General features: G+C 43.0%; 13 protein-coding genes and 1 pseudogene. All 14 read left to right on the top strand.

Going from position 1 to position 14,010, the window contains the following annotated elements; genetic code table 11:
• Positions 1-64 precede the first annotated feature (64 nt).
• The 14 genes and pseudogenes from DWW77_RS18100 (at position 65) to DWW77_RS11670 (ending at position 13,970) form a co-directional block, all read left to right on the top strand.
• On the top strand, positions 65-208 hold the full coding sequence (locus DWW77_RS18100; protein ID WP_164492145.1) for a hypothetical protein: 144 nt from the start codon (positions 65-67) through the stop codon (positions 206-208).
• Complete coding sequence (locus tag DWW77_RS11730; RefSeq protein WP_005423569.1) at positions 198-476, top strand: hypothetical protein; 279 nt, start codon at positions 198-200, stop codon at positions 474-476. The genes DWW77_RS18100 and DWW77_RS11730 overlap by 11 nt, the downstream gene beginning before the upstream one ends.
• Positions 477-1,040, top strand: a complete 564-nt coding sequence (locus tag DWW77_RS11725) for a PcfB family protein (protein WP_117639997.1) — start codon at positions 477-479, stop codon at positions 1,038-1,040. It begins immediately after the preceding gene.
• Positions 1,037-2,860: a VirD4-like conjugal transfer protein, CD1115 family gene (locus tag DWW77_RS11720; RefSeq protein ID WP_118608758.1), complete on the top strand. Its 1,824-nt coding sequence runs from the start codon at positions 1,037-1,039 to the stop codon at positions 2,858-2,860. The genes DWW77_RS11725 and DWW77_RS11720 overlap by 4 nt, the downstream gene beginning before the upstream one ends.
• A gap of 128 nt (positions 2,861-2,988) precedes the next feature.
• Positions 2,989-3,204: a Maff2 family mobile element protein gene (locus DWW77_RS11715; protein WP_005334815.1), complete on the top strand. Its 216-nt coding sequence runs from the start codon at positions 2,989-2,991 to the stop codon at positions 3,202-3,204.
• Positions 3,205-3,223: 19 nt separating this feature from the next.
• Positions 3,224-4,096, top strand: coding sequence for a VirB6/TrbL-like conjugal transfer protein, CD1112 family (locus DWW77_RS11710; RefSeq protein WP_117683025.1), 873 nt, complete (start codon positions 3,224-3,226; stop codon positions 4,094-4,096).
• A gap of 22 nt (positions 4,097-4,118) precedes the next feature.
• Positions 4,119-4,508, top strand: coding sequence for a PrgI family protein (locus DWW77_RS11705; protein ID WP_005334813.1), 390 nt, complete (start codon positions 4,119-4,121; stop codon positions 4,506-4,508).
• Positions 4,459-6,927: pseudogene (locus tag DWW77_RS11700) on the top strand (VirB4-like conjugal transfer ATPase, CD1110 family). The gene DWW77_RS11705 and the pseudogene DWW77_RS11700 overlap by 50 nt, the downstream one beginning before the upstream one ends.
• Positions 6,911-7,369, top strand: a complete 459-nt coding sequence (locus DWW77_RS11695; protein WP_118608757.1) for a hypothetical protein — start codon at positions 6,911-6,913, stop codon at positions 7,367-7,369. The pseudogene DWW77_RS11700 and the gene DWW77_RS11695 overlap by 17 nt, the downstream one beginning before the upstream one ends.
• A gap of 51 nt (positions 7,370-7,420) precedes the next feature.
• A complete protein-coding gene (locus DWW77_RS11690; RefSeq protein ID WP_118608756.1) occupies positions 7,421-9,664 on the top strand; it encodes a C40 family peptidase in 2,244 nt (747 codons plus the stop codon).
• A gap of 26 nt (positions 9,665-9,690) precedes the next feature.
• Positions 9,691-9,999, top strand: a complete 309-nt coding sequence (locus tag DWW77_RS11685) for a DUF4315 family protein (RefSeq protein WP_118608755.1) — start codon at positions 9,691-9,693, stop codon at positions 9,997-9,999.
• Positions 9,974-10,708 (top strand): DUF4366 domain-containing protein, encoded by a 735-nt coding sequence (locus DWW77_RS11680; RefSeq protein ID WP_118608754.1) that lies wholly within the window; start codon positions 9,974-9,976, stop codon positions 10,706-10,708. The genes DWW77_RS11685 and DWW77_RS11680 overlap by 26 nt, the downstream gene beginning before the upstream one ends.
• 72 nt (positions 10,709-10,780) lie before the next feature.
• Positions 10,781-12,892: a DNA topoisomerase 3 gene (locus DWW77_RS11675; protein WP_029471610.1), complete on the top strand. Its 2,112-nt coding sequence runs from the start codon at positions 10,781-10,783 to the stop codon at positions 12,890-12,892.
• A gap of 28 nt (positions 12,893-12,920) precedes the next feature.
• Positions 12,921-13,970 (top strand): DUF5688 family protein, encoded by a 1,050-nt coding sequence (locus DWW77_RS11670; protein WP_029471611.1) that lies wholly within the window; start codon positions 12,921-12,923, stop codon positions 13,968-13,970.
• Positions 13,971-14,010 lie beyond the last annotated feature (40 nt).

Here is a 14,010-nt window from a genome sequence, read left to right as displayed (position 1 = left end):
ATAAGAATGAGCGTTCATGGAAACCGAAAGGAATCTGTGGACGCTTTTTTAGATGGGAGAAACCATGAGAAATATCATTATTTTTGTTGCTCTTCTGGGAGCAGCGGCAATATTTACAGTTTTGTATTGTCTCATTGCTGCCGGAAGTCAGGCAGAGAAAAAACTGACAGAAATCATGAGAAAAGAGGAAGAACAGAATGAAGACTAATAAAGATCTGATCATAGAACCAAATGCAGCTATTGAGGGAAGAAAGTACAGCGAAGAAAAGCCATGGTCCTGCAAGTACTGTTACTGGTGGGGAGGAAAAAAGAAAGGCTGTAGCTTGAAACAGTGCCACTATCTGCTTCCGGAAAAGAAAAAAGCAGTAAAAACAACACCATGTGGTGGCTGTCCGTATGGAAAACATGTTCCATGCATCGGATATTGTATTGCCCGTCTTTATTCTGAGATGAAAGGAAAGAAAGGACGTGGGTAATTGCAGGAAGAAGTAAATCAGAAAGTGATCAGCCTGAGCATCCAGGGAGTCAAGATCACTGCCAGTGTGCTAAAAGCAGCCCTTCGGAAGTTCCTGGAAATGGACAACCGTAGGAAACAGAAAGCAACGCAGGTGAAAATGGCTGAAAAGACCGGACGAGCTCAGGAGAAAGGAAGGGAAAAAGCCCGGAAAAAGATTGAAAAGAAAAAGCCACATGGAAAGCAGACCATCAAGCAGCTGAATGCACAGGGAGTACAGCTTTCCAACTTAAAGATCACAGATGAAAATATCAAATCTTTTGATCGTGTGGCAAGAAAATACGGCATTGATTACAGCCTGAAAAAAGAGGTTGGTGCGGATCCACCGAAATTTCTGGTCTTCTTTAAGGCCAAAGATGTGGATGTGATGACAGCGGCTTTCCGGGAATATGCCGGAGTAGAACTGAAAAAGAAACAGTCGAAGAAACCATCCGTCAGAAAGAAACTGCAGAAATCTGTAGAAAGAAAAGCAAAGCACCGCCAGCGTGTGAAGCAGAGACAAAAATCCAGAGGTCAGGAACGATGATCCGGGAAAAATTACAGAAGATCCAGGTCAAACGGCTGGTGATCTTAAATCTCCCATATTTCTTTATTTTCTATGTAGCAGATAAAGGATCCTGGCTGTACCGGCATTGCCTGGGAGAAAGCATGGTCCAGAGACTTGGCGTGATGTTAGTCAATTTCCGACTGGCATTTTTAAGCTGGCTGCCAAGTGTCGCTTTGCAGGACCTTGCAGTAGGTGTTCTGGTTGCAGGTGCATTAAAACTGGTGGTCTACTATCGTTCAAAAAATGCAAAGAAGTTCCGACAAGGTGTGGAGTATGGATCGGCCAGATGGGGAAATAGAAAAGATATCGAACCCTTCATGGATCCGGTCTTTGAAAACAATGTCATCCTCACAGAAACGGAACGTCTGACCATGAACAGCCGACCAAAAGCTCCGAAGTATGCCAGAAATAAGAATGTGATCGTTATCGGTGGTTCCGGATCTGGTAAGACAAGATTCTATGTGAAGCCCAACCTTATGCAGATGACGGATCACGTATCCTATGTGGTCACTGATCCGAAGGGTACGATCATCGTCGAATGCGGGAAGATGTTGGTAAATGGAGGATACCGGATCAAGGTATTAAATACGATCAACTTTAAAAAGTCCATGCATTACAATCCGTTCCATTATATCCGGAGTGAAAAAGACATCTTGAAGCTGGTCAATACCATTATCGCAAATACCAAGGGTGAAGGCGAAAAATCAACGGAAGATTTCTGGGTCAAGGCCGAACGTCTTTTGTATTCTGCACTGATCGGATACATCTGGTATGAGGCACCAGAGGAAGAACAGAACTTTTCTACTCTGTTGGAATTTATCAATGCCAGTGAGACCAGGGAGGATGATGAAGAATTTAAAAATGCAGTGGATGAATTGTTTGAAGAACTGGAAGCAGAAAATCCGGAACACTTTGCAGTAAGGCAATATCGCAAGTACAAGCTTGCGGCCGGCAAAACTGCAAAATCGATTTTGATTTCCTGTGGTGCCAGACTTGCACCATTTGATATTCAGGAGCTTCGAGAAATCATGTCGTATGACGAAATGGAACTGGATATGATCGGTGATCAGAGAACAGCCATGTTTGTCATCATCAGCGACACAGATGACACATTTAACTTTGTGGTAGCGATCATGTACACCCAGCTTTTTAACCTGCTTTGTGATAAGGCGGATGATGAGCATGGCGGCAGGCTTCCTTATCATGTACGGCTACTTCTTGATGAGTTCAGTAATATCGGACAGATTCCAAAATTCGACAAATTGATTGCTACGATCCGAAGCAGGGAAATCTCAGCTTCTATCATCTTGCAGTCACAATCTCAGCTGAAAACTATCTATAAGGATGCTGCTGAGACGATCACAGGCAACTGTGACACCGTTCTTTTCTTGGGCGGAAAGGAAAGTTCCACACTGAAAGAAATATCAGAAACCCTGGGAAAGGAAACCATTGATCTTTACAACACATCAGATACCAGAGGCAGCAACCGATCCTATGGGCTGAACTATCAAAAGACTGGAAAAGAACTGATGAGTAGAGATGAGCTGGCGGTTATGGACGGAGAAAAATGTATCTTACAGCTTCGAGGAGTCCGGCCGTTTTTAAGCAACAAATATGACATCACAAAGCATAAACGGTACAAAGAGCTTGCCGATTTTAATAAGAATAATGCGTTTGATGTCGAAAAATATCTGGCACACCGACTGGTGATGTCAGAAGATACAGAATTTGAAATGTATGAAGTAACTGTAACACAAGAAGACGTATCAGCGATTGAAGCTGAGGAAAGTGAGGACTGATATGAAAGAAAGAATTCGAGCACCCTGCTACTACTGATAAGGGTATAAAAAGGTCTGAATAAAAGGGAAAGGAGTAGAGCCAAACGCTTACAGACCATAAGAAAAAGCGTTTGTTCATACATTTGATTATGGCTTTTTTTAGCAGTGCAATCAATATCCTTCAGACACTGGTCGTTGCAATCGGTGCCGGTCTTGGTGTCTGGGGCGTAATCAACCTGATGGAAGGTTATGGAAACGACAACCCGGGTGCAAAATCCCAGGGAATTAAACAGCTGATGAGCGGTGGTGGTGTTATCCTGATTGGAACACAGCTGATTCCGCTTCTGAGTGGATTATTTGGTTAAGAGAAAGGAGTAGAAATCCATGTTCAGTCAGATTTTTGATGCGATTGAGGAATGGATGAGGGAACTCTTAACCGGGATGATCACTTCCAACCTGGACACGATGTTTACTGATGTCAATCAAAAGACCGGTGAGATTGCTACCCAAGTTGGACAGACCCCGCAAGGGTGGAACAGCAGCATATTCAGTATGATCCGGAATCTATCGGATTCTGTGATCATGCCGATCGCAGGTATTATTATCACACTCGTACTCTGCTACGAATTGATTTCTATGCTGACCGAGCGTAACAACATGCATGATATTGATACCTGGATGTTTTTCAAGTACTTCGTAAAAATGTGGATCGCTGTATATCTGGTGAGTAACACATTTACGATCACAATGGCGGTATTCGATGTGGGCCAGCACGTAGTTAATTCTGCAGCCGGTGTTATCAGAGGAAGTACCGCCATTGATATTTCTTCGGCATTGACGGATCTTTCCGCAACACTGGAAAGTATGGAAATCGGAGAACTTGTTGTATTAGCGCTGGAAACCCTTATTGCCGGCTTCTGTATGAGAATCCTGTCTGTACTTATCACAGTGATCATGTATGGACGTATGATAGAGATTTACTTATATACCTCAGTTGCGCCGATTCCATTCGCAACTATGAGTAACAGAGAATGGGGACAGATCGGCACGAATTATTTCAGAGGACTCTTTGCCCTGGCTTTCCAGGCATTTCTGATGATGGTATGCGTTGCAATCTATGCAGTGCTTGTTGCAGGTATCCAGTATTCAGATAATCTGAGTTCTTCATTATTTGGCGTTATGGCTTATACGGTGATCTTATGTTACAGCCTCTTTAAGACAGCATCATTAAGTAAGTCGATATTTAACGCGCACTAATTTATAGGAAGGAGTGAAAATCATGGCATATGTCAGCGTACCGAAAGACTTAACGAAGGTAAAAAATAAAGTAGCATTTAACCTGACCAAAAGACAGCTGATCTGTATTGGGATTGGTGCTGCAATGGGAATTCCAAGCTATTTCCTCTTGCGTAATGTGATGGGAAACAGTAATGCGGCAACGGTCATGGTGCTTTTGATGTTACCGGCATTTTTATTTGCCATGTACGAAAAAGACGGGATGCATCTGGAAGATGTTCTGATGCATATGATCCGGGTGAAGTTTCTTCGTCCACCCGTCAGAAAATATGAAACTGAAAACTATTATGAAACAGATCCGGAACAGATCAGACAGTCTCCGGATGCAGGAAAACCGAAAGGAGGAAAAACGGTTGCGAAAAAAGAAAAATAAGAAAACCGTCGCAGATACCGGATACAAAAAAGTAGACAGAAAAGAGAAAAAGAAAAAAGAAAAGCAGGAGGAAAAACGCAGGCAGAAAAAACTGTCCGTCCAGCAGTCGATCGCTTATAAGGAAATGGGAAGAGATGGAATCTGCAGGGTACAGGGAAAAACTTATTCTAAGTGTATCCGCTTTTATGACATCAACTACCAGCTGGCTCAGAATGAAGATAAAAATGCAATCTTTGAAAACTGGTGTGATTTCCTCAATTACTTTGATGCCAGTATCCATTTTCAGCTGAGCTTTATCAATCATAAAAGCAGCATGAAAGAATTTGAACAGGTCATCCGGATCCGTCCTCAGGATGATGCTTTTGACGATGTCCGTATGGAATACGCAAAGATGTTGAAACAGCAGCTGGCAAAAGGAAACAACGGTCTGGTGAAGTCAAAATATATCACATTTGCCATTGAAGCAGAAAATATCCGGGAGGCAAAACCAAAGCTGGAACGTATCGAGTCGGATATCCTGAATAACTTTAAGATCCTGGGAGTTCCGGCATATCCGCTGAATGGCGTGGAACGTCTGCAGATACTGTATGAGACATTCAATCCGGATGTGATGACAGATTTTCAGTTTGACTATGGATCCATGATCCGGACAGGACTCAATACAAAGGATTATGTGGCACCGACCAGTTTTGTATTCCGAGACAGAAATACGTTCCAGATGGGAAATACTATCGGGGCTGTCTCTTATCTGCAGATCCTGGCACCGGAGCTTACGGATAAGATGCTGGCAGAATTTCTGGATATCGATAAGAACCTGATCGTCAACCTGCATGTGCAGTCAGTAGATCAGATGAAGGCAATCAAGCTGGTAAAAAGCAAAGTGACGGATATCAACCGTATGAAAATCGAAGAACAGAAAAAAGCAGTCCGGGCCGGATACGATATGGATATCATTCCATCGGATCTGAACACGTATGGCGGAGAAGCTAAGCGTCTGTTAGAAGACCTGCAGTCACGAAATGAGCGTATGTTCCTTGTAACAGCGCTCTTTTTAAATACAGCAAAGACCAAACAGGCACTGGACAATGCCATCTTCCAGACTGCCGGAATTGCATAGAAATACAATTGTGTACTGAAACGTCTGGACTATCAGCAGGAAGAAGGACTGATGAGCAGTGTTCCGCTGGGAGTCAATCATATCCCCATCAAACGTGCACTGACCACGACCAGCACTGCTATCTTCGTACCGTTTACCACCCAGGAACTTTTTATGGCAGGAGAATCCCTGTATTACGGATTAAATGCACTCAGCAACAACATGATCATGGTGGACCGCAAGAAACTGAAAAATCCGAATGGCCTGATCCTTGGTACTCCTGGATCCGGTAAATCCTTTGCTGCCAAAAGAGAGATCACCAATGCTTTCTTTGTTACGAAGGATGACATTATCATCGGAGATCCGGAAGGTGAATATTATCCGCTGGTCCACGCACTGGGAGGACAGGTCGTTCATATCTCACCTACCAGTAAGGACTATATCAATCCAATGGATATCAATATGGATTATTCCGATGATGACAATCCACTTGGTGTGAAATCTGATTTTGTCCTGTCCTTATGTGAGCTGATCATGGGAAGCAGGGACGGTATTGAAGCAGAGGAAAAATCAGTGATCGACCGCTGTCTTCCACTGGTGTATCAGAAGTACTTTGCAGATCCAAAACCGGAAAACATGCCGGTCCTCGGTGACCTATATGACTGCCTCAGAAAGCAGAAAGAACCACAGGCCCAGAGAATTGCAACAGCACTGGAAATCTATGTAAATGGATCACTGAAAGTATTCAACCATAGAACCAATGTGGAACTGAATAACCGTATTGTCTGCTTTGACATCAAGGAGCTTGGAAAACAGCTGAAAAAAATCGGAATGCTCATCGTCCAGGATCAGGTATGGAACAGAGTTACAATCAACCGTGGCATCAAATCTACCAGGTACTATATCGATGAGTTTCACCTTCTGCTCAAAGAAGAACAGACAGCAGCTTATTCCGTAGAAATCTGGAAGAGATTCCGTAAATGGGGAGGTGTACCGACTGGTATCACTCAGAACATTAAGGATCTTCTTGCCAGCAGGGAGATTGAAAATATCTTTGAGAACAGTGATTTTATCCTGATGCTGAATCAGGCTGCAGGTGACAGACAGATCCTTGCAAAACAGCTGAATATTTCCCCATATCAGTTGTCTTATGTGACGAATTCCGGGGAAGGTGAAGGACTTCTCTTCTATGGAACAACGATCATTCCATTTAAGGATAAGTTCGATAAGACATTGAAATTGTATGGTCTGATGACCACGAAGCCTGAGGAAACATTGAAACGAGATAAAGAAATGAGGGATGCAAATGAAGGAAATCGATAAGATCCGAATCAAGCAGTGGAATCAGGACAATCCTTACATTCAGATGAAAAATCTGGAAAATGTGCAGCCAGGATACCGTGTTCATACAGTCAATGACGATCATCATCTGTATGAACTGCCACTGGAAACACAGAACATTATTCTTGACTGGGTATTCTGGAACTTCTATCCGGCACAGAAAATCTATCCACATCTTACAAGTGATGATCTGAAAGAAGTTTTATATAAACGTACCCAGATCCATCTGTACAATAACCAGTTCAAGGAAGCTATGCTGATCAATGGATTCTGGCCGAGAGATCCGAGTGAACTGAACTGGGTATTTCATATCCAGGCAAGCTCTCCGGCAATCAGGACACAGGCAGATGGTTATCCTGGAATCCCGATCATTGGACGCCAGGAACTGAATGAGTACAGAAAGAAAAGTTGTGCCAGGAGGTGATGACCTATAGCCGGAAAAGAATTTAAAGGCAAAGATAAAAAGGTCGCAAAGATGACCAGAGATGGTCTGACAGAAGAAAATCTCCGTGATGGTAGTGTAAAAGATATCAGTCACAGGAGTCGAGGGCGACCGGAAAATAAGGAAGAATTTGTTCCTGAACGAGAACGAAAAAAGGCTGAGAATGAAGATTCAAAATCAGGAAAAGGAAAACGACTGCAGATGGAGAAAATTCGTAAATCGTCTGCTCAGCAGGAAGCTGTTGAGGATACAGTTGAAGTCACACTGGAAGAAAAAGTATCCGGATATCGAAAGAAACTGCATCGTTATGAAAAAATCCCGGATGGTGATAACAGCCTGAACAGTCAAAAGAAATCCATTCGGAAGAAGCAGCTGCAAAAACAGATGACTAAAGAACAGGCAAAAGCCGGAAGATTATCCTTTGATGATGAAGGAAATCAGATGGTGAAAGGTGTTGGCATGAAACCAGGAGGGACAGCCGGAAAATACATTGCCACACAAGCTGTTATATCTGGTATGAAAGCAGTTACTTCCGAAGAGGAAGAAACAGATGAAAATGCAGGTGTGGAAAGTGCCAGACTCGCAGAGCGTGAAACAGAAGCTGCGTTACGTGGTCTGCGTCATGCTCAGATCCGGAGCAAACGAACGGATGTGAAAACCCATCGCAGAGGTTATCGTGAGGCTACCGTAGAAAAGAAACTGAAATTTGGTTCTGTAGAAAGTATGGAAGGAGCCAAACATGCAGAAACGGTAAAGAAAGCCGAACAAAAGAGACATTCCTATAACCGCTTCTTTCAGAAAAAACGATATAAGGATGCTTACCGGGCAGCCAGAGCTGGAAAATCCGCTGGCAGTCTGGGTGGAGCAACAACCATTGCCGGTGTCGAGAACATGACGGTAAAAGCAAAGATTGCCTTGAAAGAGATTGTAAAGCGTAGTCGTGCCATGTTCGCAGGCATCGGTATTTTTGCGCTTCTTTTTCTTGTCATAGCAGTATCTCTGGGGAGCTGCAGTGCTTCTATCGAGGGTGCTGGATCTGTGATTGGTATTACAACGTATCCAAGTTCAGACGAGGATATTTATGCTGCCGAAAACAGATATGCTGCTTTGGAAAGTGCCTTGAATCAGCAGATAAATGAGATGGAACGAAGACATCCAAATTATGACGAGTATCAGTACAACATTGCAGAAATTGGTCATAATCCATACCATCTTATCTCGTATCTTACCGCAAAATATGGGGACTGGACGTACTCAGATGTTGAAAACGAACTTCAAGCTCTTTTTGAAGCACAATATCATCTGAATACAGAAGGTCGAACAGAAACGGTGACAGAAACCAGAAATGTTCGAGTCGGAGAATCATTGGGACAGGTAGTGACCAGTGGATACTGTAACTGTCGAATCTGTTGTGGAGTATGGTCCGGAGGTCCAACTGCCAGTGGTGCATATCCAACTGCAAACCATACCATTGCTGTAGATGCTTCCAATCCGTTTGTGCCGATTGGAACAAAGGTAGTAATGAATGGTGTGGAATACACAGTTGAGGATACCGGAGCCTTTGCACGATATGGTGTGCAGTTTGACGTTTACTATGATAACCATGCTGCCGCTTCTGCTCATGGACACCAGACCTGGGAAGCCTATATCGCAGATGACAATGGCAGTCAGGAAGTAACGGTTACAAGTACAAGCACTAAGAAGATTCTATATGTGACACTGACAAATGGAAGCTTTGATGCTGTGGCAAGAGCCAATCTGAATGCAGAGCAGCTGATCATCTACAATGCATTAAATACGACCTATGGAAACAGAAATTATCTGTGGGATGTAAACAATGTGACCAGTGGATCAAGCGGTAATGGAATGAGCTATGAGATTCCACCGGAAGCACTGCAGGATGAAGAATTTGCCCGGATGATCCGAGAAGCGGAAAAATATCTGGGAGTACCTTATGTATGGGGTGGTTACTCTCCGTCCGGATTTGATTGCTCAGGATTCGTATCTTATGTCATTAACCACTGTGGTAATGGCTGGAACTATGGACGATTGACCGCAGATGGATTAAGAGGCGTATGTACTTATGTATCACCGCAAGAAGCAAAACCAGGAGATCTGATCTTCTTCCAGGGAACGTATAACACATCCGGTGCAAGCCATGTGGGTATCTATGTCGGTAACAATATGATGATCCATTGTGGGGATCCGATCCATTACTCAAATATCAGCACATCCTACTGGCAGCAACACTTCATGTGCTTTGGAAGACTGCCATAAATGGGTGATTGAAGGGAGGTGAAAGTTTGAATAAAAAGATTAAAAAATATCTGGATGAAATTGCCAAGACAGAGAAAAAGATCGCGGATCTGCAGCAATATCTTAGTGGTGTCCAGGCTGCATTAAAGCAGGAAGAGGACAATGAGATGATCAGGTGCATCCGTGGTATGAAGATGGAGAATGGTCAGTTGTATGATCTTTTGGATGGTATCCAGAATGGAACAGTTAAATTTCAGGTAAGCAGGGAGTCTGACGAAGAAGGTTCAGGCTCCTTTGTATTCACAAATGAAAATATGGAGGAATATCAGAATGGTGAAATGGAAGAAAATGAATAAGAAAATGGCAGGACTGCTGTTAGGAGTCATGATGCTTTTTACTGCATCAACCACAGCATTTGCCTATGTGGATGAATCAGCAGAGGCATCCAAAGTAGAGACAACTCAGACAGATCAATCAACAGACAAAGAAGAGAAAAAGGATGAGGCGGCAAGTACAAATGAGGTGCTGCCGGAAGATGGAACAGACCAGGGAACTGCATTTACGACACCTGGAAATGGCGAAGTTAAGGATGACATTACCGATGATTCCACAAAGGAGTTTCTTACAGTTACAACGAAGAATAATAATACTTTCTATATCGTGATCGACCGCAGTGCCACATCCCAGAATGTCTATATGTTATCCCAGATTGATGAAAATGATCTGTCAGAGTTTCTGGATAAAGACAGCACTGCTACTGTCGTAACACCACAGCCAGATACATCAAAGGTTGTGCTGGATGAAACAAATAATGAGGATATAGGCAAGGAAGCTACCATTGATCCGGAGAAAACAGCATCTGCAAAAACCAATATGGGTGCAATGGCAACAATCCTGATTTTGGCTCTCGGCGGTGTGGCAGCTTACTACTACTTCAAGATCTATAAACCTAAAAAAGAGGAAGATGAGGATGATCAGCCGGAAGGTTTGGAAACAGGTGGACTGGAAGAAGTTCCGGATGAGGAAGAGTCTGAAGACGAAGATTTTGAAGAAAATGAAAAATAAATAAACTTTTTTAGCGGAGGGGGCTGTAAAACATGCTCTCTCCGTTTCGTTATATGAAGGAGGTAATACATCATGTATTTAGTAATTGCAGAAAAACCAAGTGTATCAAGAGCAATCGCAGAAGTGATTGGAGCACAGGAACGAGAAGACGGATATTTAAGAGGAACCGACTGTATGGTCAGCTGGTGTTTCGGACATCTGGTCGAGTATGTTTCACCGGATGCTTACGATGAGAAATTTAACCAGTGGAGATATGAAGATCTCCCGATCATCCCGAAAGACTGGAAAGTTACAGTCTCAGAAGATAAGAAAGATCAGTTCTATATCTTAAAAAGACTGCTCAACAGTCCGGAAATTGAATACGTCGTAAATGCCTGTGATGCCGGACGTGAAGGAGAATTAATCTTCAAACATGTCTATGACTTATCCGGAAGTAAAAAGCCGGTGAAACGATTATGGATCAGTTCTCTGGAAGATTCAGCAATCTTTGATGGAATGCAGCATCTGAGATCCGCAGAGGAATACCGACATCTGGCCGAAGCTGCTGTATGCCGTTCTCAGGCTGACTGGCTGGTAGGAATGAATGCAACCAGAGCTTACACCACAAAGTACTTCAAAAAGCTGACCGTTGGAAGGGTTCAGACACCGACACTTGCCATGTTGGTGGAACGTGCCGGACAGATCAGCAATTTCCAAAAAGAAAAGTATTTCAATGTGGAACTGGATTGTGACGGAATTCCGGCAGTAAAGTCAAAGATCTTTGATCCGGATGAGGCGGAACAGTTAAGAAGCAGATGCCAGGGAAGTGAAGCTATTGTCACTGCTGTAAAAGAAGCCGAAAAGAAAGTAAAAGCCCCAAAGCTTTATGATCTGACCACACTGCAGAGAGAAGCAAACCGTATCTATGGAATGACAGCCAAACAGACATTAGATACCGCCCAGAGCCTGTACGAAAAGAAGCTGATCACTTATCCAAGAACGGACAGTCAGTATCTGACCGAAGATATGGAGCAGACCGCAAGAAATGTGGTACGTCAGATTTATGAGAAATATCAGCTGACAGGTCCTTTCGATCAGCCGGAACAGCCAGATGTGAAGAAAGTCATGAATAACAGCAAAGTGACAGATCACCATGCAATCATCCCAACGATGGAACTTACATCCTGCCATATGGATGAACTGAAATCCTGGGAAGAAAAGATTCTGTTTCTGATCGCAGTCCATACGGTCATGGCAATGAGTAAAGATCACATTTACCAGGAAACAGAGATTGAAGTGGAATGCCAGGGAGAAGTCTTCAAGACAAAAGGAAAAACTGTCCTGCAGGATGGATGGAAAATCTTTGAAAACTGCTTCAAAAATAAGGACCGCATGGCAATAGCAGATCCAGATCAAGAAATGAAAGAGAGGATTCCGAAAGTAACCAAAGGACAGACTTTCTATGCTGTAGCTGCAGAAAAGACAGAACATTTCACATCACCGCCAAAACCATACAGTGAAGATACGCTCCTTGCGGCAATGGAAACTGCTGGAAATAAGGAATTCGATGAAGATACAGAAAAGAAAGGATTAGGAACTCCGGCAACAAGAGCCGGTATCATCGAAAAACTGATCTATTCCCAGTATGCCACCCGAAAAGGAAAACAGATCATTCCAACAGATGATGGAAAAGTCCTTGTTGAGATTCTTCCAGACTTCCTGAAATCTGCAAGTATGACTGCAGAATGGGAAAATCAGCTGCTCTTGATGGAGCATGGAGAAATTGCACCGGAACAGTTTATGACTGGGATCAAAAATATGCTCACCATGATGCTGAATGGATGTGATGCGATCTCCGAAGAAGAAACAAGAAGATTTCAGACCAGAGAAAGCATTGGAACCTGTCCGGTATGCGGCAGCCTGGTATACGAAAGCAAGACCAACTTCTATTGCAGCAACCACGATTGCCACTTTGCTCTCTGGAAAGATAACCGCTATCTGCAGAGCATGGAAAAAACCATGGATAAAAAGATGGCTGCAGAACTTCTGAAAAACGGAAGTGTGCATGTAAAAGACCTGTATTCCAGAAAGAAAAATATGTACTTTGAGGCAGATCTTCATATGGATGCAGATGAAACCGGAAGGGTGAATTTCTCTTTATCCTTTCCACAAAAGAAACCAAAAAACAAAAGCAAAAAGAAATAAGAAAACAGATTAGAGGAGAAAACGAAGAATGAATTTTAATGAATTTGTAAATGAAGTGAAGGACAATATCAAACTCTTTTTACCAAGGGATTATGAGAATGCAGAGGTATCAACGATGGAGTGTCATAAACTGAACCGTGCCTATACGGGACTGATGGTGAGAAAAGAAGGTGAGATGCTTACCCCGACGATCAATCTTAACCGGCTGTATGAAGCATATAAAGCACAGCCTGGCGTAACAATGGAAACTGTATGCAGAAAGATTGCAGATATAGTTATTGAGGCACCGATACAGGTTGATCTGAAAGCTATTTTAAACTATGAAGATGTGAAGGACAAGCTGTTTATCCGTGTGTCATCAGCCGAAGCAAATAAGGAAGTCCTCGAAATTGTGCCACACCAGTTAAAGGAAGATCTTGCAATTACCTATCATGTGGCAGTAGGCAAGAATCAGGATGGATTAAGTTCCATGCTGATTACAAATGAAATGATGAAGGAATATGGAGTGACACAGGAGCAGATTCATGAAGACGCTATGAAAAGTTCACCGCGTGTCATGGTCCCAGAGGTATCAAGTATAGGTGTACTGATAGATGAAATATATCAGAAAAATATTCTCATGCTGACACCAGATGAACGTGAAATGCTGCTAGAAACATTGCAGGAGTCAAGCGAGATGCCGACATTCTTTGTTGTTACGAATACAGAAAGAATTGATGGAGCCGGTGTGATCTTTTATCCGGAATTCATGGATAACATGGGGGAACTTCTGGGAAATGATTTCTTCATTTTGCCATCATCCATCCATCAAATGCTGATCTTGCCGGATGACGGTCAAGTGGATGCGGAAATGTTAAGAGATATGGTAAAAGAAGTTAATGCCACTCAGGTAGCACCAGCAGAACGCCTTACCAATGATGTATATCACTTTGACACAAAGGATCACGTCTTTGAAAAGGCAGACAGGTTCACAGAACGTCAGAAAGAAAAAGAAGCGCAGGTTGCAAAAACAGAGAAAGTTGGAAAAGAACAGCCGGATCAGAAACCGAAAACAAAGAAGCACGATATGGAACTCTAATAAAAAATAATCATCTCATCAACTAATAAAAAGCCCTGCG

The organism is Ruminococcus sp. AF17-12, assembly GCF_003479245.1.
Taxonomy (GTDB): Bacteria; Bacillota; Clostridia; order Lachnospirales; family Lachnospiraceae; genus Blautia_A; species Blautia_A fusiformis.
This window is presented reverse-complemented; position numbering and strand designations above follow the sequence as displayed.

Coding starts and splice junctions, on each gene's coding strand:
- DWW77_RS11720 (WP_118608758.1), top strand. CDS start 1,037: ATGATCCGGGAAAAATTACAGAAGATCCAGGTCAAACGGCTGGTGATC.
- DWW77_RS11730 (WP_005423569.1), top strand. CDS start 198: ATGAAGACTAATAAAGATCTGATCATAGAACCAAATGCAGCTATTGAG.
- DWW77_RS11715 (WP_005334815.1), top strand. CDS start 2,989: ATGGCTTTTTTTAGCAGTGCAATCAATATCCTTCAGACACTGGTCGTT.
- DWW77_RS11710 (WP_117683025.1), top strand. CDS start 3,224: ATGTTCAGTCAGATTTTTGATGCGATTGAGGAATGGATGAGGGAACTC.
- DWW77_RS11680 (WP_118608754.1), top strand. CDS start 9,974: ATGGTGAAATGGAAGAAAATGAATAAGAAAATGGCAGGACTGCTGTTA.
- DWW77_RS11705 (WP_005334813.1), top strand. CDS start 4,119: ATGGCATATGTCAGCGTACCGAAAGACTTAACGAAGGTAAAAAATAAA.
- DWW77_RS11675 (WP_029471610.1), top strand. CDS start 10,781: ATGTATTTAGTAATTGCAGAAAAACCAAGTGTATCAAGAGCAATCGCA.
- DWW77_RS18100 (WP_164492145.1), top strand. CDS start 65: ATGAGAAATATCATTATTTTTGTTGCTCTTCTGGGAGCAGCGGCAATA.
- DWW77_RS11695 (WP_118608757.1), top strand. CDS start 6,911: ATGAAGGAAATCGATAAGATCCGAATCAAGCAGTGGAATCAGGACAAT.
- DWW77_RS11670 (WP_029471611.1), top strand. CDS start 12,921: ATGAATTTTAATGAATTTGTAAATGAAGTGAAGGACAATATCAAACTC.
- DWW77_RS11690 (WP_118608756.1), top strand. CDS start 7,421: ATGACCAGAGATGGTCTGACAGAAGAAAATCTCCGTGATGGTAGTGTA.